The organism is Salinibacterium sp. NK8237, from assembly GCF_015864955.1.
Classification (GTDB): Bacteria; Actinomycetota; Actinomycetes; order Actinomycetales; family Microbacteriaceae; genus Rhodoglobus.
The window spans coordinates 1-18859 of the sequence record NZ_JADYWE010000003.1; the positions used below are offsets into that span (position 1 = coordinate 1).

General features: G+C 60.8%; 18 protein-coding genes and 1 riboswitch. Of the genes, 4 read left to right on the forward strand and 14 right to left on the reverse strand.

The genetic code is table 11. The features are described from left to right. Positions 1–203: 203 nt before the first annotated feature. On the reverse strand, positions 204–866 hold the full coding sequence (locus tag I6E56_RS13545; RefSeq protein ID WP_197139064.1) for a YigZ family protein: 663 nt from the start codon (positions 864–866) through the stop codon (positions 204–206). A gap of 74 nt (positions 867–940) precedes the next feature. Between I6E56_RS13545 and I6E56_RS13550 the strand changes: the two genes are divergently transcribed. Next, entirely contained in the window at positions 941–1159 is a 219-nt protein-coding gene (locus I6E56_RS13550) for an SCO4848 family membrane protein (RefSeq protein ID WP_197139065.1), read from the forward strand. A gap of 168 nt (positions 1160–1327) precedes the next feature. Here I6E56_RS13550 and I6E56_RS13555 read toward each other — a convergent pair whose 3' ends face one another. The 7 genes from I6E56_RS13555 to I6E56_RS13585 all read right to left on the reverse strand — a co-directional run bounded on the left by I6E56_RS13555 (position 1328) and on the right by I6E56_RS13585 (position 9625). After that, complete coding sequence (locus I6E56_RS13555; RefSeq protein WP_197139066.1) at positions 1328–1576, reverse strand: DUF488 domain-containing protein; 249 nt, start codon at positions 1574–1576, stop codon at positions 1328–1330. Positions 1577–1734: 158 nt separating this feature from the next. After that, positions 1735–4065 carry a glycoside hydrolase family 3 N-terminal domain-containing protein gene (locus I6E56_RS13560; RefSeq protein ID WP_307842870.1) on the reverse strand — a complete coding sequence of 777 codons (2331 nt, stop codon included), beginning with the start codon at positions 4063–4065 and terminating at the stop codon, positions 1735–1737. Beyond that, positions 4062–5141, reverse strand: a complete 1080-nt coding sequence (locus I6E56_RS13565) for an ABC transporter permease (protein ID WP_374062147.1) — start codon at positions 5139–5141, stop codon at positions 4062–4064. The genes I6E56_RS13560 and I6E56_RS13565 overlap by 4 nt, the downstream gene beginning before the upstream one ends. A gap of 3 nt (positions 5142–5144) precedes the next feature. Then, entirely contained in the window at positions 5145–6224 is a 1080-nt protein-coding gene (locus I6E56_RS13570; RefSeq protein ID WP_197139067.1) for an ABC transporter permease, read from the reverse strand. Continuing rightward, on the reverse strand, positions 6221–7030 hold the full coding sequence (locus tag I6E56_RS13575) for an ABC transporter ATP-binding protein (protein WP_197139068.1): 810 nt from the start codon (positions 7028–7030) through the stop codon (positions 6221–6223). The genes I6E56_RS13570 and I6E56_RS13575 overlap by 4 nt, the downstream gene beginning before the upstream one ends. Further along, complete coding sequence (locus I6E56_RS13580; RefSeq protein WP_197139069.1) at positions 7027–7851, reverse strand: ABC transporter ATP-binding protein; 825 nt, start codon at positions 7849–7851, stop codon at positions 7027–7029. The genes I6E56_RS13575 and I6E56_RS13580 overlap by 4 nt, the downstream gene beginning before the upstream one ends. A 121-nt stretch (positions 7852–7972) precedes the next feature. After that, a complete protein-coding gene (locus I6E56_RS13585) occupies positions 7973–9625 on the reverse strand; it encodes an ABC transporter substrate-binding protein (protein ID WP_197139070.1) in 1653 nt (550 codons plus the stop codon). Positions 9626–9831: 206 nt separating this feature from the next. Between I6E56_RS13585 and I6E56_RS13590 the strand changes: the two genes are divergently transcribed. The 3 genes from I6E56_RS13590 to I6E56_RS13600 all read left to right on the forward strand — a co-directional run bounded on the left by I6E56_RS13590 (position 9832) and on the right by I6E56_RS13600 (position 12211). Then, complete coding sequence (locus I6E56_RS13590; protein WP_197139071.1) at positions 9832–10464, forward strand: TetR/AcrR family transcriptional regulator; 633 nt, start codon at positions 9832–9834, stop codon at positions 10462–10464. A gap of 89 nt (positions 10465–10553) precedes the next feature. After that, the gene (gene folP / locus I6E56_RS13595) at positions 10554–11459 is read left to right on the forward strand and encodes a dihydropteroate synthase (RefSeq protein WP_197139072.1); all 906 of its coding nucleotides are present in this window, start codon (positions 10554–10556) and stop codon (positions 11457–11459) included. A gap of 5 nt (positions 11460–11464) precedes the next feature. Further along, complete coding sequence (locus I6E56_RS13600; RefSeq protein ID WP_197139073.1) at positions 11465–12211, forward strand: pyrimidine reductase family protein; 747 nt, start codon at positions 11465–11467, stop codon at positions 12209–12211. A gap of 34 nt (positions 12212–12245) precedes the next feature. Here I6E56_RS13600 and I6E56_RS13605 read toward each other — a convergent pair whose 3' ends face one another. The 6 genes from I6E56_RS13605 to rsgA form a co-directional block, all read right to left on the reverse strand. Continuing rightward, positions 12246–13700, reverse strand: coding sequence for an L-serine ammonia-lyase (locus I6E56_RS13605; protein WP_374062149.1), 1455 nt, complete (start codon positions 13698–13700; stop codon positions 12246–12248). Between the two features lie 147 nt (positions 13701–13847). Continuing rightward, positions 13848–13943: riboswitch (glycine riboswitch) on the reverse strand. A gap of 134 nt (positions 13944–14077) precedes the next feature. Continuing rightward, positions 14078–14908 carry a siderophore-interacting protein gene (locus I6E56_RS13610; protein WP_197139074.1) on the reverse strand — a complete coding sequence of 277 codons (831 nt, stop codon included), beginning with the start codon at positions 14906–14908 and terminating at the stop codon, positions 14078–14080. 80 nt (positions 14909–14988) lie between these two features. Next, the gene (locus tag I6E56_RS13615; RefSeq protein ID WP_197139075.1) at positions 14989–16260 is read right to left on the reverse strand and encodes an alpha/beta fold hydrolase; all 1272 of its coding nucleotides are present in this window, start codon (positions 16258–16260) and stop codon (positions 14989–14991) included. A gap of 144 nt (positions 16261–16404) precedes the next feature. Beyond that, positions 16405–16905 (reverse strand): septum formation family protein, encoded by a 501-nt coding sequence (locus I6E56_RS13620; RefSeq protein ID WP_197139076.1) that lies wholly within the window; start codon positions 16903–16905, stop codon positions 16405–16407. A gap of 96 nt (positions 16906–17001) precedes the next feature. Further along, a complete protein-coding gene (locus I6E56_RS13625) occupies positions 17002–17793 on the reverse strand; it encodes an inositol monophosphatase family protein (RefSeq protein WP_197139077.1) in 792 nt (263 codons plus the stop codon). Between the two features lie 2 nt (positions 17794–17795). Then, positions 17796–18857, reverse strand: a complete 1062-nt coding sequence (gene rsgA / locus I6E56_RS13630; RefSeq protein ID WP_197139078.1) for a ribosome small subunit-dependent GTPase A — start codon at positions 18855–18857, stop codon at positions 17796–17798. Positions 18858–18859 lie beyond the last annotated feature (2 nt).

Sequence of the window (18859 nt, forward strand, 5' to 3'; positions counted from 1 at the left end):
AAGCTAAGACTCTCTGCGCCGATGGTACTGCAAGGGGGACCTTGTGGGAGAGTAGGACACCGCCGGACTTCAATTGTAAAATAGCCACACCCTTCGGGGTGTGGCTATTTTGCTTTAACCAGCGAACCAGCTCGGGTCTTCCGCGCGCACAGCTTTTGATCGTTCGAAGCAGGACGACGAGTGGACAAACATTCAGCGCTGGGCTAGCGGAGCTCTGCGTCGACCCACTCGGAGCCGACAGGGTGTAGCGACTGCGTGCCCGACGTGATGCCGGCAACGCGCTCGGCCAAAGCCGATTCGTCGCCAGGGTCTGCCGCCAACGTCATCACCGCTGAACTGCCGTACTCGGTGCCGACGACCGTGACGCCGTGTTGGCGCAACTCAGACTCAACCCGGCCGGCATCCGAATGGGGGAGTGCTAGCTGAAACAACTCGCGCCGTTCCCGCAGAACAAGACGCTTCTGGGCCCGCAAGCCGTCGACGGCGAGTGCTGTGGCATCCGAGTAGGCGCGTATGAGACCACCGGTGCCCAAGAGAGTGCCGCCGAAATAGCGTGTGACCACCGCAACGCAATCAATGAGGTTGCGACCAGTGATTACGTCGAGGATGGGGCGCCCGGCGGTTCCGGACGGCTCACCATCATCGTTTGATCGGCGGACCTGATCGGGCTCCGTTGAAGAGCCGAGGACAAACGCCGAGCAGTGGTGCCGGGCATCCCAATAGGTTTTACGCGCCTGCTCGATGACGTCTCGGGCATCCGCTTCGTTGTCGACTCGGACTACGCGGCACAGGAAGCGTGAGCGTTTGATTTCGAGTTCGGCTTCGGCGGTGGCACCGGGGCCTCCGCGTAACGTGTACTCGAGCATCCACCCATTGTCTCGCAGGTTGGATCGGAGGAGTGGCGCAGGGGCTCACGAGCGCGGCGTAGGCTGAGAACATCATGGAGCTGTTTGCCGCAATCATTCTGTTTATCAGCGCGTTGTTCAATGTCATTGCGTGGCCGCGATTCTTCAAGCGCGTCAGCGCTGACCCGCGGGCGCACGACACCGCGGGAAACACCACCGCGTTCTACCGTGTGCACGCTGTGCTCCTCGGTATCGCATTGGTGATTGCTGCGGCATCGGTGCTTGCTGGCACGCTTCTGCTGCTGCGTGGCTAACTGATGCCGAGCAAGTTAGTTGCACGCTGCTCCTGATGAACGCTGTGGTTCTGGCGGCCGCGTCCGGTGTTGCGGAGGTGCTACCTCGCGCACGGTAGTTGTCACTCCGGGCAGGGCGACGGCGTTCGTAGCGAGCTGGCGTTTCGCAGTGCAGAGCTGCAGAGCTGGTTAAGCGTGCTCGGCGAGGTAATCGCGGAGAATCACGGCGTGGTTTATGCGAGGATCTTTAGCTCCATAAAGCAGCGTGACACGCGCGTGGCTGGTTAGTCGGTTCAGGATGCCGGGAAGCAGGGCGTTTTCGTCGAGTGCGGCAGCTGATTTGCTGACGCCGCGAGGCCAGAGGCTGTCGACGAGAACTCTGTACTCTTCGACGCTCTCGTGCTCGTCATAAATGCGAGCGATCGTAAATATGGCCATGCGTTAGTGCCCCTCGCTACTCGGATCGCACTCTGGGGTCAGCCTCTTCGCCCAGTATAGGGAGCACCCTCTTCAGGCTCAATCTAGTGCCGGAGTCGCACCGCATAATCGGCGACCGACGGTTCGGCATCGTGTCGTTCCATCAACACTCCGTGGCCTCAGGGGCCCGTCACCGGTTCCGGCGCGGCGGCCGAGACGGAGAACGGCGCAGTGAGCAGCACGTCGTCACGCGATGAGGGCCCGACGAGCAATTGAAAGGTTCCCGGTTCGACACGTCGCGTCGCATCGGCATCCACCAGCGTGCAGTCGGCGACATCGAGTTCGATCGAAACCACCTGCGACTCGCCTGGCCTGAGGTCGACGAGACGGTAGGCCTTGAGCTCCTTGTCGGCCCAACTGACGGATGTCACTTGATCGCGGATGTAGACCTGAACAACCTCGCGTGTTGGTCGGGTGCCCGTATTTGTCACGGAGACCTCTGCCCGAACGGTGCCGTCGAGGCCATATTCGTCCCCGAGTACCCGGAGATTGTCGTACTGGACCGTCGTATAGGAGAGACCCTCTCCGAACGCATATGCGGGGCTCTGGGTGAGATCAGCGTAACGGTTGCCGTGTTGACCCCGGATCTGGTTGTAGTACGTGGGTTGTTGTCCGGCGTGACGGGCGAACGAAATCGGAAGACGTCCGCTGGGCTCGACAATCCCGAGAAGCACTTCGGCGATCGCTCGACCACCCTCCATACCGGGGTTTGCGGCCCACAGCAGCGCGGCTGCGCGATCAGCCGATGGCGGGAGCACGAGGGGCTTTGAGGCGAGAAGAACGAGAACAAAGGGCGTCCCTGTCTCCGCGATCGCATCGATGAGCGCGTTCTGGCCACCGATGAGTTCAAGAGTGGCGGTCGAGCGGCCTTCGCCGACGAGTTCGATGCGGTCTCCGACGACTACTACGGCGATATCGCTCTGACGTGCCGCGGCAACCGCTGCTGCGATTTTCTCGTCATCCGGCGGGCACGGCACTACCAATTGCGGACGTGGCTGACCGTCGGGGAAGAATGCGCCCGCTGGATCCTCGTCGAGGGTGAGAATGTCGGCACCTTCGGCGTATTCGATTGTCCAATTGGCAGGGGAAGCGTTGCGGAGACCATCGAGAGTCGTAGTGATCATGCCGCGCGGGTGTCCGTTCGGCAGCCAATCCGCCTGCCCTGATGATCCAGCCCAGTCGCCGAGTTGCGTCTGTGCGTCGTCAGCGAGGGGGCCAACTACTGCGACCCGACGGGGCGTGGCATCCGTGAGGGCGACGGTAGCGACATCCGCGTCCGCATCCGTCACAGGGAAGAGAGGGAGCGTGCCATCGTTGCGCAGGAGGACCAGCGAACGGCGAGCCACTTCGAGGTTAAGCGTCTGGTGCGGCGCGCTGCCGACGATCGTGTCGATACGGCTGGCATCGGGGTGTCGAGGATTCTCGAAAAGCCCGAATTCGAACTTCAGGTGCAGGATGCGCGAGACGGCGGAGTCAAGGTCTGACTCGACGAGCAAACCGCGTTCGATCGCCTCGAGAGCGCCGTGGAAGAAGCCGGAAGTTGCCATGACCATGTCGTTGCCGGCCTTCACCGCCGCGGCCGCAGCGTGGGCGTAATCGGGCTGAACCTGCTGCTCCCAGACCATACGCCCGACGTTGTCCCAATCGGTAATGAGAGTTCCCGTATAGCCCCATTCACCGCGCAGCACATCGTTCAACAGCCATTCGTTCACTGTGATCGGCACGCCGTCAGTCGTCTGGTAGCCGAGCATGAAGGTGCGGCAACCTTCTTTTGCGACCCGTTCAAACGGCGGGAGGAACCACGAGCGGAGCTTACGGCGCGAAATGTCGGCTTCGCTGGCGTCGCGCCCACCCTGAGTTTCGGAGTATCCGGCAAAGTGCTTAGCGGTCGCGAGGATTGCGGTGTCGTCTCTGGGGCCGTCACCTTGATATCCGCGCACCATTGCAGAAGCGAGTTCGCCGATGAGGAAGGGGTCCTCACCAAAGGTCTCATTGATTCGCCCCCAGCGCAGGTCGCGAGCGATGCACAACACGGGCGAAAAGGTCCAGTGCACGCCGGTAGCGGCGACCTCTTGTGCGGTAACCCGTGCGACGCGCTCAAGCAGGTCGGGATCCCACGACGCTGCCATGCCGAGCTGGGTCGGAAAAATGGTCGAACCTTCGAAGAACGAGTGGCCGTGGATGCAGTCCTCACCGACAATGAGCGGGATCTGAAGCCGCGTCTGGGCGACAAGCTCGTGCGCGATTGCGAGGCGTTCAGGAGATGCGTGCAATATTGAGCCAACATGCTGGCGGAGCACTTGTTCTGGGAGGTCCTCCCGCGCGTCGAGCTGCATCATTTGCCCGACCTTCTCCTCAACAGTCATTCGGGAGAGGAGGTCGGAGACCCTGGCGGCGACGGTACTTGTCGCGTCGCGGTAGAGGGGGGCGGTGGTGTTGATGCCGGTCACGAGTTCTCCGTTGTTGGTGATGGTGCAGTCGATGCTGGTGTCGCTGGCCGAACGGCGGTCACAGTGTCGTTGACGTTCAAGCCCTTCTTCTTCATTGCCCGTGCCCGCTCTCCGGCGGACCGCAAGCGTGGGTTCACGTATTCGTCGATGCCGAAATTGATCAGCGATAGGGCGACCCCAATCGCTGCGATGCAGAGCCCTGGTGGCATGTACCACCACCACTGATCTTGGCGAAACGCTCCCTGAGCCCCTGCCCAGTTGAGAATTGTGCCCCAGTTGTAGGTTGTGACCGGGATAACCCCAATATACGAGAGGGTCGTAAGCCCGAGGATTGCGGCGGTCACGGTCCCCACGAAACTCGCAGCGATAAGCGCCATGAGGTTGGGAAGCATTTCGACCAGGATGATTCGATGGAGGGGCTCACCGTTGGCGCGCGCTGCTTGGATGAAGTCACGATTGCGCAGCGACATGGTCTGAGCGCGCAGCACCCGCGCGCCCCATGCCCACCCGATGACACCAAGTACTGCGGCGATCAGGATCAAAGGTGGATCATCAAACATGGATGCAACGATGATGATGAGCGGCAACCCCGGGATCACAAGAAAGACATTGGTGAGGGCAGAAAGTCCCTCGCTTCGCCAGCCTCGCACGTAGCCAGAGATAACCCCGACGATAATCGCGATCGTGGTGGCGATGATTGCAGCAAGAAAGCCCACAACGATGACACCACGAGTGCCGTGGATTACTTGACTCAACACATCCTCGCCGATGTGGGTGGTTCCCAACCAGTGCGCCGCGGACGGGGGTTGAAAGCGAGCGGTGTTGTCAATGGCTGTCGGCGAATACGGTGCCAGCACATCAGCGAAGATTGCCACGAGCACGAAAAAGCCGAGGATCGACAGTCCCGCGATTGATTTGCCGTTACGGAACATCGCAAAGGCTGAACTCAGCTTCGTCCAGAATGTTGGCTTCTCGGGCCCGTAGCCACCGCGACGCTTCTGGAGAGTGTTGATGAGGGCGGTTTCTGGAGTCCACGCCGGGCGGCTGGTCGAGGTGTCGTTCACACTTGTATTCATGGCTCAGTCCTCCGTCTGGCGCGTGCGCGGGTCAAGGAATGCGTAGGCAATGTCAGCGAGCACATTCGCCAGCAACACTGAAAGAGTGATCACGAGGAAGACGCCCTGCATAAGCGCGTAGTCCTTCGCATTGGTGGCATCGAGGAGAAGTTTGCCGAGCCCCGGGTAGCTGAACACCACTTCCATCACGATCGTTCCGCCGACGATGAAGCCAATTGACAAGGCGAAACTCTGGATCTGGGGGAGCACTGCATTGCGCGCTGCATACCGCCAGAGCACCCGATTGTTGGGCATTCCTTTGGCCTGCGCCACCATGACATAGTCCTCATCAAGCACGGTGAGCATCATGTTGCGCATGCCGAGCATCCATCCGCCCAGTGACGCGATGACGATGGTGAGCGCGGGCAAGGTTCCGTGATGGATCACCTGGCCGATGAACTCGAACGAGAGCTCCGGCGAGATCCCGACACCGTATGCCTTACCGATCGGGAACCAGCCGAGGTTCACCGAGAACAGGGCGATTGCGAGTAGGCCAAGCCAGAAGTAAGGGATGGTGCTCAGGAATGTTGTGATGGGAATGAGGGCATCGAGCTTGCTCCCGCGTCGCCATCCGACGATCGCGCCGCCGATGGTTCCGATCGCGAAAGAGATGAGGGTTGCGAAGCCTACGAGACCAAGAGTCCAGGGTAGCGACTGACTGATGACCTCTGTGACGGGGCGCAAGCCGTGCAGCAGCGAGACCCCGAGATCGCCGCGAAGCAGAAGACCGAGGTACTCGACATATTGCTGCAGAAGTGATTTATCAGTGTCGAGACCGAGGAGCGAGCGCAGCGCCTCGGCGGCCTCGGGAGTGACGTTGCGGTTTCGGGCGAGGTATTGGGTGACCGCATCGCCTTTCATCATGCGCGGCAGGAAAAAGTTGATTGTGATCGCGGCCCATAGCGTGAAGAGGTAGAACAGCGCGCGGCCGCCGAGGAACCTCCAAGGGACACGTGAATGTCCCTTAACGGCATTCGTGGGGGTGGTACCGGCGTCGACACTGTCGGAATCGTCGGTGAAAGGCTGAGGCTGGATAGCGGTCACTGGGTTCCTCCGAGAATGCCGGTTGCCGACCCGAAGTGCCTATCGGGATCGGGGGATGCCGCACGAAGCCTTTGTGTGTAAGGGTTTTGCGGGCGAAGTATGACGTCATCGGCGGCTCCGCGTTCGACCACCCGACCCTGGTTAAGAACAATAATCTCGTCGCTGAAGTGGCGAGCGGTCGCCAGATCGTGGGTGATATACAGCACCCCGAGGCCCTCTTCGCGTTGCAGATCGGCGAGCAAGTTCAGCACCCCGAGGCGGATTGACACATCAAGCATCGAGACCGGTTCGTCGGCGACGAGGAATTGGGGCCGTGAAGCAAGCGCGCGGGCAATGGCAACGCGCTGCCGCTGCCCGCCGGAAAGTTCGTGCGGTCGTCGGTCGATGACGGTGTTTGGCTCAAGGTGCACGCGGCCGAGAAGGCGTCGAACCTCGTCGTCGAGCTGTTCCTTCGGCACGACATTGTCGAGCTGAAGTGGACGCTGGATGTGGTACCCGATCGAGTGATACGGATTGAGCGACGCGAATGGATCTTGGAAGACCATGCGCAGCTGCTGGCGGTAGGAGCGAAGACCCTTGCCGCGGCGGGGGATCGGTTTTCCGCCCAAACGCACCTCTCCGGTTGTTGGCGTTTCGAGTTGAGTGAGGATCTTTGCGATAGTCGACTTGCCGCTTCCTGACTGGCCGACAAGCCCGGTTGTGTGGCCGGACTTGAGCGTAAAGCTCACATCATCTAAGGCTTTGATCTGGCCGGCACCCCGTACGGAGTAAATCTTGGTGACACCATCGAATTCAAGAAGGCTCATCGCGAAACCAGGCCTTTCTCACCGGTGAGGCGCGGGAAGGATGCCAGTAGTGACTTTGTGTAGTCGTCTTGTGGATTAGTCCAGATTTGCTCTGCCGTGTCGAGCTCAACAATCTCGCCGTCGCGCATGATGGCAATGCGATCGCTGATTTCGAGGAGAAGGGGGAGATCGTGTGTGATGAAGATGACAGAGAATCCGAACTCGTGCCGGAGGGCGGAGATTTGACGCAGAATCTCGCGCTGCACGAGCACATCGAGTGCGGTGGTCGGCTCATCCATCACCATCAGCTGCGGGCGGAGCGCGAGCGCCATAGCGATCATTACGCGCTGCCGCATGCCCCCTGAAAGCTCGTGCGGAAATGAGCGGTATCGCTGCGCGCCAACTTTGACGATCTCAAGGAGTTCGATGACCGCGGCACGGCGCTGCGCTCTAGCGTAGGTCGGTCGGTGAACCTCGAAAACGTCTTCGAGCTGTGATCCGATCGTCGCTACAGGGTTGAGCGAGTTCATCGCGCCCTGAAATACCATCGAGATTTTGTCCCAACGAAACCGGCGCATATCTTCGGGGTCTAGCGCGTTGATTTCGATATCTTCGCCGGAAGAGTCGTGGAAGACGACGGAACCGCTGGTAATTACCGCGGGGGCTTTGAGTAGTCGCTGGACCCCATAGGCAAGGGTGGTCTTGCCGCATCCGCTCTCGCCGGCCAGCCCGAGGATCTCACCGCGACGGAGGTCGATGTTGACGTTGGTGACGGCTGCCACGGGCGGATCAACGTCGTAGACGACTGAGAAGTCTCTGACGGAGAGCAGTGATTCTCCCATTGGTGCATGCTCGCTTTCTTGGTGCCTAGCGTCTAGGGGCTTACGCCTTGTGCCTGATGTCTGGCGGGGCGAGTGCGATGGACGCACTGCCCCGCCAGAGGTGGAGTTGTTAGCCCGGTGGCTAACTAGTTGGCGTCAGCTTGCTGAGGATCTGGACGACCCCCGGCTGTGTGGGATCCGCCGATGCGTACTGATCGTCTTCGGTGGGGAACCCAACGTAGTTCCGGGTGTTGTACTCGCCGAGAAGTGGGTGCGCCCCGAGTGGAATGGCGGGAACGTTGTCTACGAAGGCTTTCTGGATAACCTCGAGAGCAGCCGTTCGTTCAGCGTCGGATGCGGTGTTCGCGTAGGTGTTCAACCCTTCAGTGACTGCGGGGTCGTCGAAACGTCCGAAGTTGAACTGAGCGCGATCATCGACGATCCACTTGGTGTCCATGGTCGAGGTGTAAAGGCCGTAGGCATTGCCCGTGTCCTCGAGCCAGTGGATGATCGCCTGGAACGTTCCTTCTTGGCGTGCGGCGTCCCAGCCGCCCCAGTCAGGCTGGTCGACGTTGACGTCAATTCCGAGGCCTTCGCCAAGTTCTTCAGCGAGTAGCGCCTGCTCAGTGTTCCAGTCGCTCCATCCTGCAGGAACAGAGATCGAGAACGAGACGGCCTCGCCATCGGGGTCGATCAGACTGTCGTTTTGCCAGGTGTAGCCGGCATCCGTAAGAATCTGCTTCGCTCTATCGACGTCGACCTTGTAATTCTGGCCGCTGTACTCGGGCAGGATCTCATTTTCGAGAAGATCGCTCAGCCCGGTCACGCTCCAAATAGCCTCGCTTGCTCCTTCACGCGCGATGTCGACGTAGGCCTGACGATCGATAGTCCATGCCAATGCTTCGCGGAGGGCTGGGTCGTTGAATGGCTTTGTCTGAAGGTTGAGGAACAGCGTGCCGGCTCCGGCGGTTGGCGACACGAGGAAATGGTTGGTCTCATCAGCGGCCAGATAGCTCGCTTCAATTTGTGGGATGAATGCTTGCGCCCAGTCGGCTTCGCCCGAGACGAGTGCGGTGGTGAGGGCCGCGTTGTCGCCGTACGACACGTAGTGCAGTTCAGGAACGGCCAGTTCACCGCCCCAGTAGTTCGGATTCGCCGTGAGAGTGACAGATTCGGTCGACCAGTTGTCGAGAATATAGGGGCCGGTGCCGACGGCGAGGCCTTCGTCGGTGAGCGGGTCAGTGTTGGGGTCTGCGATGTTCTCCCAGATGTGCTTGGGCACGATGGGGGTGTGCAGGACTCGGGCTTGCGAAACGTACTTCGAGTCGCCGAACTTCAGTGTGATGGCGTCTCCGTCAACAGTCGCGCCCTCGTACTTGAGTCCGCTGGTATCGGTGAGCGTACCGTTGAGGAATTGGTCGAACGTGAAGACGATGTCGTCGCCCGTAAAGTCGGTTCCGTCGCTCCAAGTGACTCCGCTGCGGGGCACAACGGTGAGCTCGGTGTAGTCGTCGTTCCACTCCACGGACTCCGCGAGCCACGGCGTGGTGCTGAGGTCCCCTGTCGGGTTGACAAGAGCTAGCGACTCAAAGATGACCAGGGAATAGCCGTACTTTTTAGCGGACGAGTCGCCCAAATACGGATTGTGAGATTCGGTGGTAATCGCGCCGTCTGGCTTCGCGATCGTGAGTGCCGCGCCGCTTCCGGCAGCGGTGTCGCCGCCGCTCGTGGCGCAACCGGTCAGTGCCAGCGCCGCCGCGATGCCGATGGCACCAATGGATGTTCTTAGCCTCATTGCTATTCTCCTTCGTGTGGGTGCACGACTCTGTGCGTGTGAGCATATGACGCCGGGCGTGTCCGAAGGACGACGACGGTGTCGAACTGAATGCGGTTTTACCTTACAATCAAGTAAGTAAGTTAAGCAAGCATCGGTTCAGTCGATCTCGATGCTCGTGCGCGGATATACTTTCATCCGGAAAGCAGCTAAAGGGGATGCGAACCATGGCAGTTAGTCGGCGGCCACCCCGTTCCCGCCCTGAAACGCTCGCTCGGCGCCGTGACATCCTCGATGCCGCGGTCGAAATCTTCGGCAACAAGGGCTTTACTGGCGGAACGCTGCAAGAGATTGCCGATGAAGTGGGCATGACTCACGCCGGAATCCTGCATCACTTTGGTTCAAAGGACAAGCTTCTTCTCGAAGTGCTTGCCCTCCGCGATGAGACAGACGTTGCTGATCTCGACGAGCAACACATCCCGGACGGGATCGCACTATTCCGCCACTTGGTTCGCACGGCGTTTATTAACGAGGGGCGCCCCGGTATCGTTCAGGCCTATGCCGTGCTGTCTGCGGAGTCGGTGACAGACGATCATCCGGGGCGCGATTTCTTCGAGAAGCGGTATGAAGTGCTGCGTGGTGCGGTCTCTGACGCCTTTACGATGGTGTGTGCCGAGCATGGAGTCACCTCGAAAGAAACGATCGCCCTCGCATCTGCCAGCATCTTGGCAGTCATGGACGGGTTGCAAGTGCAGTGGCTTCTCGCCCCTGACACCGTCGAACTCGGTCGAGCATCGGAATTCGCTATTGAAGCGATCGTCGACTCGGTGATTGCGCCGACACGGTCACCGTTGTCCTGACGGACGGCGAACGTGAGCGTAGCGATCCGCTGCGGGCACCGGGTGAGGCGGAGATGCGCTTGTCAGCATCGTCGCCCAGTATGGGGAGTATGAGTTTTGAGCTCCCGCCGCTGCGGAATCCACGACGTACTATTGGCGATCGAACCTTCGACTTCTCGCGCCAGGTTGCGGTGATGGCGATTGTGAATCGCACGCCCGATTCCTTTTATGACGCGGGCACCAATTACGCGCTTGAGGATGCTGTCGCCGCGTCGCTGCAGGCTGTCGAGCAGGGGGCCGATTGGATCGATATCGGCGGCGTACCGTTCGCTCCGGGTGACCCTCTGAGCGTGGAGGAGGAGTGCCAGCGCGTCGTTCCGGTGGTGCAGGCGCTTCGCGAAGCATCCGACGTCGTGATCTCGGTCGACACGTTCCACGCTGAGGTTGCTCGCCGGAGTATCGCGGCCGGTGCCACGGTGATCAATGACACGACAGGCTTGAGCGATCCGGACCTTGCCGGCGTTGTTGCTTCCAGCGATGCATCGCTCATTCTTGTTCATTCGCGTGCGCAGCCACGCACCCAGTTCGCGCGGCCACAGTATGACGACGTGGCGGCAGAGGTGCGAGACTTTCTGCAGAGCCGAGTTGAGCAAGCTCTGGCCGCCGGAGTTGCCGATGATCGGCTCTTCATCGATCCTGGACATGATCTCAACAAGAACACGCTGCACAGCCTCGAACTCACCCGCCGGCTCGACGTCATCACCGAACTCGGGTTGCCGACCCTCGTCGCTCTCTCCAATAAAGATTTCATCGGCGAAGTGCTCGATAAGCCGAAGCGTGAACGGCTAGAAGGTTCGCTCGCAGCCGCCGTGGTATCCATCCTCAACGGCGCGCGGGTGGTGCGGGTGCACGAGGTCGCTGAAACAGTGGCTGCCGTGCGCATGACGGAAGCGATTCTGGGGCTCCGCGAGCCCGCGCTGCTGAAGCACAACATGTCCGACATCAACGAAAGGTAGGCACCGTGGCCGACGCATCCGACATCCATTCCCTCAACGCAGGAGCACCTCTCACCGACGAACAACTTCTCGCGAGTTACGCGGTGGCTGATCGGTCGGTGCCGTGGTTGCGCGCGAACTTCGTGTCGAGCATTGATGGCGCTGCCACCCACGAGGGAGTGTCTGGTGGGCTTGGCACGGACTCAGACGGGCGAGTATTCGGGCTGCTCCGTCGCCTTGCGGATGTCATCGTCGTTGGTGCGGGAACAGTGCGGCAAGAGGGATACCGCAATCTCGCTCTCGACGAGAAGTCTGCAGAGTGGCGGACTTCGCAAGGACTCGCCGCTCAGCCACCGTTTGCCATAGTGACGGCATCCCTGCGGCTGGAGCCGGGAGACTTGGGTAGCTATGCGACGCGCCCCCTCGTGGTGACCACCGAGAGCGCACCCGCGGAGAGCCGTAAACGAATCGAAGAGGTTGCTGACGTGATCATTGCGGGGGATTCTGCCGTAGATACCGTCGAGATGAAACACCTCCTCGCGGAACGCGGGTTGGTTCAGCAGCACAGTGAAGGCGGGCCGACACTCTTCGCGACGATGATTGCTCAGGGCGTTGTTGACGAACTCTGCCTCACCGTGAGTCCGCGACTCGAAGGCGGCTCGGCTCGACGAATCGTGGATGCTGCGGATGCGACACCACAAAACATGTCGCTCGCGCACGCGCTGTCCGCGCCCGATGGAACGCTGCTGCTGCGCTACGTTCGAGCGCGTTAGCTAGTACTCGGCCGCTGCGGTACTTTCGAGCCCGCTAGCACTCGACAACGTTGACGGCGAGACCACCCATCGACGTTTCTTTGTAGCGGGAACTCATGTCTTTGCCGGTCTCGGCCATGGTGATGATGACCTCATCGAGCGAGACGCGGTGCTCGCCATCGCCCCACAACGCCATCTTCGCGGCATTGATCGCCTTCGAGGCAGCAATCGCATTGCGTTCAATGCACGGAATCTGCACGAGTCCACCAATGGGATCGCACGTGAGTCCGAGGTTGTGTTCCATCGCAATCTCGGCCGCATTCTCGACCTGTGCGGGAGTTCCACCGAGAATCTCTGCGAGCCCCGCGGCGGCCATGGAGGAGGCTGAGCCAACCTCGCCCTGACATCCGACCTCGGCTCCCGAGATGGAAGCCATGCGCTTGTAGAGCACGCCCACGGCCGCGCTGGCCAGCAAGAAGCGCACGGTTGCGTCATCCTTCGTCGCCTGGTCGGCGTCTTTCATGCCTGGTGCGTAGTGGGTCGCGTAGAACAGCACGGCCGGGATGATGCCGGCAGCACCGTTGGTGGGGGCAGTGACGACCCGGCCACCCGAGGCATTTTCTTCGTTGACGGCGAGAGCCACAAGGTTGACCCATTCCTGCCAAAAGTTGGGATCGCGGTTGGGGTCTTCTTCGCGCAGGCGTCGGTGCCAGTCGGGGGCCCGGCGACGTACCTTCAAGTTACCGGGCAGGTTGCCGGTGCGTTCAAGGCTATTGTTCTTGCACTCATCCATGACATCGCGGATGTGCAGAAGGCCAGCAACCACCTCAGACTCGGGGCGGCGCGCCAACTCGTTGCGCAACATCACGCCGCTGAAGCTGAGCCCTTCGGCGCGACAGTGCGCGAGCAATTGCGCTGCAGTGCGGAACGGCAGAGGATCAGCCACGGCGGCTGGGCCGCTAGAGGAGCTGCCATCGCGGTTATCGCCCTCGCGATAGATGAAACCGCCGCCGATCGAGAAGTAGGTTGCCTCGAGAATTGCGGCGCCATCCGCATCGTATGCCGCAAAGCGCATGCCGTTCGGATGCCCGTCGAGCACGGTGAGCGGGTGCAGGGCAATATCGGACGCGCGGAACGGCACATCGTGACTCGCGCCCAAGCGCAACACTCCGGATTCTTCGATGCGGGCCAGAATCTGTTCCATCTCCGCGGGGAGAACCTGGTCGGGGAGCTTGCCTTCCAAGCCAATGAGCACCGCGCTCATCGTGCCGTGGCCAGCACCGGTTGCGGCGAGAGAGCCATAGAGGCGAACGCTGAGAGTGGCGACCGAGTCGAGCATCTCGTGTTCGGAAAGATCAGCGGCAAATGACGCAGCCGCGCGCATGGGGCCAACCGTGTGTGAACTGGACGGGCCAATGCCGACCGTGAACAGATCGAAGCTGCTGAGGGGCACCTCTTCGAGCGAGGGCGTTGGTACTTCGGTTCGGGGGGTCAGATTGCGAATGGCCACGGTGACTCCGTTTCTTCACCACACTGCGTCGTGCGGGCGTCGTTGAGTCCTCTCCGCTCTGTATCGGGCCTGAGAGTTTCCGCACGCTTGTGGCGTTGCGTTGCCCCGTCGGCGAGTCGGACAGGGCCGACTACTTTTCAGAGTTGCCTATCCACTGCGGTACTGGGGCCTGAGAGATTCCCGGAGAGGGTTTGCTCCTACGGCGCCAACCATCGATCGGAAGGACTCTCCCGCAGCAGAATGACGGCTGTTCACTTGTGCCATCAGCATACACTTGAGCCTGCCTCGCAGACCCGTCAATCTCGCGCCGGACTGGTGCTCAGTCGAGCGGGCGTTCCGCCACTCAGCGCTGCGAAACGCGCGCTCGTAAAGACCGCTTAGTCCTCGGGGTCTGAGGGATCGATCGGCTCGTGGTGGTCAGCGTTTGTCACTCCACGGCGCCAGTAACCGTCGGCTGTCACTTGCTGCTTGGGAAGGCCTAGCTCACGACGCAGGTAGCGGCGGAGCGGAACCAGAGTTGTCGCTTCTCCCGCAAGGAAAACGAAGGTCGACTCGCCGATTTCGCCGAGCGCGCGCAAGGCGGCTTCCAGCTGACCGAGGCCGTCGCGACGATAGAACCAACCGGCATCCATGCGTGACTTCAGCTCGTCACTGAAGTAGCTCTCAAGGCCTTCGTCGGCGACATCGAACAGGGCGGTGATGTTTACCGAGGTGGGCAGCATATCGATCCAGCGAGAGGCTGCCGGGAACGCAGTCTCGTCCGCGATCAGGATGACGTGGGTTGCACCAACGGGCAGCAGTCGTGATCCCCGCGGACCGGCAATCACGAGGCTGTCGCCAACGGCGGCTTTTCCGGCCCAAGCGGAGGCAGGTCCCTCGTCTCCGTGGACGACGAAGTCGATGTCGAGCTCGTGACGACCAGCATCGCTGCGGAAGCCGAGCGGGGTGTAGTCACGCGAAATAACCTTGCCCTCGCCCTTGGGCTTCTTGATTCCCTCGGCGGTCATCGTGGGTGCAGTGAGCACGCCGGTTGCGGGGTCGGGAAAGAACACCTTGACGTGGTCGGTGGGGCCGCTGCTGACAAATCCGGCGAGTTCATCACCGCGAAGGGTGATGCGCGCTATCGACGGTGCCGGGTGGCTGACGGCGCTGACGGTCACGTGGCGGATGACGAGGGGATGCTTGACGGAGTCACGTTCAATTGTCATAGGCGATGGGCGCGGACGCCAGCTCATTTCACTAAAAGTTAGGCTTACCTAACTACTGTAACCCTCGCTTGCTGGGAGAGCTAGAGTGACGGCGCGGTTTCTGTCGTCGTGATCGAGATCTCGCCCTCAAGTGAGCGATGCACAGGGCACTTATCGGCAATGACGAGAAGCGAAGCACGTTGCTCATCGGTGAGGTCGCCTTCGAACGTGAGCTCACGTGTGAAGTGCTCGACCATTCCCTCGGTCGAGGTGCAGTGCTCGCACGCGGCCGCGTCGATACGCTCGCGACTCAGCCGAACACTGACCGACTTCAACGGCATCTTCTTACGGTCGGCGTACATCCTGATGGTGATGGAAGTGCAGCTTCCGAGCCCGGCCAAGACAAGGTCATAGGGTGCTGGGCCATGGTTTTCGCTTAATGGTGCAGGCTCATCCGAAATAAATTCGTGGCCCGAGGCGAAGACGCGCTGTTCGTAGCGCGCAGGGCCGCTCTCGGTGACGATCACCGAACTGCCGTCCTCAGTGATAGTCGCGCTCGGGCTGGCGACCGCAGCAGTGTTTACGGGAGTGTCGCTCTTCGCCGGCTGAGCAGCTGTGGAGTGGTCGAAAGCGTAGCGGGCCGACCACGCTGCGATGATGCTGGCGGCGAAAGCAGCGTCATCCCGATTGCTCAGCAAATGATCCGCACCATCGAGCGCCACGAAGGACTTGGGATGCTTCGCCGTTTCGAAGATCTCGCGCGCATTGTCGACGCCCACCGTCTGATCGATGGGGGAGTGCATGACCAAAAGTGCGGCATCCAAATCGCGCAGTCGCGCGGACTGAGGCTGGGCAGCAATGTCGTCGAGGAGTTGCTTGCGAATGCGGAACTCGCGGCCGCCCAGCTGAACCATTGCTTCTCCTTCAGCCACGATTTCGGCACTGGCGTGAGAGAAGAGGTTGGAGATGTGGGCGGGATCGCTTGGGCTGCCGAGGGTGACGACAGCACGTGTGGAGGGCACACGATGCGCTGCAGCGAGCACGGCGGCTCCACCGAGGGAGTGCCCGATGAGAATCGTGGGGGCGCGGTAGTTGGTGCCGAGATATTCGGTGGCAGCAACGACATCGTCGATGTTGGAACTGAAGTTGGTGTTGGAGAAATCTCCGTCGGAGCCGCCCAGACCGGTGAAATCGAACCGCAACACGGCGATGCCATAGTCAACGAGCGCTTTTGAAATGCGCGACGCAGCGAAGGAATCCTTCGAGCATGTAAAGCAGTGGGCGAAGAGGGCATAGGCAGAAGGGGTGCCGTCGGGGAGGTCGAGGCGGGCCGCCAGCATGGAATCGTTGGAGCCGGGGAATTCGATCTTCATTATCCGTTACCGCTTTCGTGTCGACTTGCTCCAGCGTTTCTCATCCGGATAACGGATGCAACGTCTCCGTGCTCTCAGTTCTTCCCGTTAACGCCAGAACGGCTGGCAAAGACAGTGTCTTCGCCAGCCGTTCTGAAAAGAAAATTACTCTGCGGCACCGGCAAGCGAACCGCTGATCTGGTCACCTGAGGGGTCGTAGACAAGACACAAGATCTCGCGGTCGCCCTCTGACCAGCTGCCCTCGGTGGGGTAGTACCAGGAGAAGTCGTAAACCGAGTCTTCGTACTCTGCGCCGATAAAGGTTCCGAACTCTGCGTAGCAGTCAGCCGTAGCCTGATCTTCGATCGCTGAGTCGCCGGGGAAGTCTCCCTCGGCCATGTACGAGGCAGCGTAAACCTCGGCATCGTGCGGCTCGGCGCAGTCGACGGTCTTGGTGCTGGAAACTTCGCCACCATCTTGGTTGCCGACTTCGCAGTCACCAATAACGAGGCTGAAGATGTCTTGAGTGGTGCCGGCTCCGGGGTCGACGGCATCGGAAATTTCGTTCGTAACTTGATCGAGGATGCTGCAGCCACTGAGCGCCACGGCTGCAACAGCAATGGTGGCGATGGCGAGCGTCCGGCGCCAGATGTTCTCTGTCGTCATGGAAGTGGGTCTCTTTCGTCTGAGGTGGTCACGCTTCGTTCTGGTCAAGCTTAGTGAAACACAGCACATTCACAGGTGGCGGAAGCGGGTGAAAAGCTAGTGAGAGCCCAAAAACCCCAGAACTTCGTCATGAAGAACGCCATTTGTTGCCAGAGCGTTACCTTCCCACGGTCCGGGAATGCCTTCAACTGAAGTGAAACGACCGCCGGCCTCCAACACAATAGGGATCAGAGCCGCCATATCGTACGGCTTCAGATCGAATTCGCCCACGACATCGAGCGCACCTTCGGCAAGCAACATGTACGCCCACATGTCGCCGATCGCGCGTGAACGCCACGTGGCGCGCGTCAAGGCGACGACAGCATCGAGGCGACCAGCTTCATCCCAGCCCGGCAGGCTGTTGTAGCTGATGGATGCCGCCTCAAGCGAGGAGACCTTGCTTACTGAAATCTGTTCGGGCTCGCCATCGTGGGCCTGAGCAAAAGCGCCGTGACCAATAGCCGCCCACCACCGCTTGCCGAGAGCGGGGGAACTGACCACGCCAACCTGGGGTACGCCATCGATGACGAGCGAGATGAGCGTTCCCCAGATGGGGACGCCGCGCAAAAAGTTGGAGGTGCCATCGATGGGATCGATAATCCACTGGCGGTTCGAGTCTCCGGCCTCGCCATACTCTTCTCCGAGAATCGAGTCTCCAGGGCGGGCAGCAGCAATTCCGGCACGGATGCTGCGCTCAACAGCCTTGTCGGCATCCGTGACTGGCGTGCGGTCGGGCTTAGTCGTGACTTCGAGATCGAGCGCGGTGAAGCGGTCGAGCGAGATGAGGTCGGCGTCGCCAGCGAGGGCGAGCGCGAGGGAAAGATCGTCGGCGAGAGTGTATTCGGTCACGACTACACGCTAGCGGAACCGAGTGTCGTGATGAGCCGCTGGAACGAGTCGAGGCGCAACTTGCCGACCTCGCCGAGCGCTCCGGCTGCGACGGCTTCAGCGATCGCGCAGTCGGGAGCATCGGGCAAGTGAGTGCAGCCGCGCGGACATTCTTGGGCAAGCTCGGCCAAGTCGGTAAACGACGACAAGATCTTGCTCGGGTCGATGTGACCGAGGCCAAAAGATCGAACTCCAGGAGTATCGACGACCCAGCCGGTGCCCACACGATAGGAAATCGTCGATGACGAGGTGTGACGCCCGCGCCCTGTGACCGCGTTGACATGGCCAACCGCCCGATTAGCGTCGGGAACAAGCGCGTTCACGAGTGTCGATTTTCCCACCCCCGAGTGGCCAACGGCGACCGTCGTGTGTCCATCGAGCAGGGCGCGTAACTCTTCGAGAGGGACTTCATCAGAACGGCTCTCAATCACCGTCAGATCGAGACCCGCGAAGTTCTCCAAGAACGGCGTCGGATCTTGCAGGTCAGTCTTGGTGATGCACAGGATGGGATCAATCCCCGCATCGAAGGCCGCCACGAGATAGCGGTCGACGAGTCGCGGTCGCGGCTCCGGGTCGGCGGCGGCAACAACGATGAGCATCTGGTCGGCGTTGGCAACAATGATGCGTTCGACGGCATCCGTGTCATCAGCGCTGCGGCGAAGCAGCGTGGTGCGCTCGCGGATGCGCACGATGCGCGCGAGAGTGCCTTCTGTGCCGGTCGTATCGCCGACGAGATCGACCCAGTCACCCGTAACGACAGACACTTTGCCCTGTTGGTTGCGGCCGAGTTCGCGGGCACGAGCGGCGATGATCTGGCGTTCGTCTGGTGTGCCCTCGTCTACCCAGACGCCGTAGCGGCCCCGATCGACGCTAAAGACGCGTCCTTCAATGGCGTCCGCGTGGTCGGGGCGAATCTTGCTCCGCGGTTTGTTGGCTTTAGGGTTCGGTCGCATGCGAATCGAACTCTCGTCGTATTCGCTGTACTTGCGGTCGTCATCGTCGTCATCGCCTGTAAGCCAGCTCATCG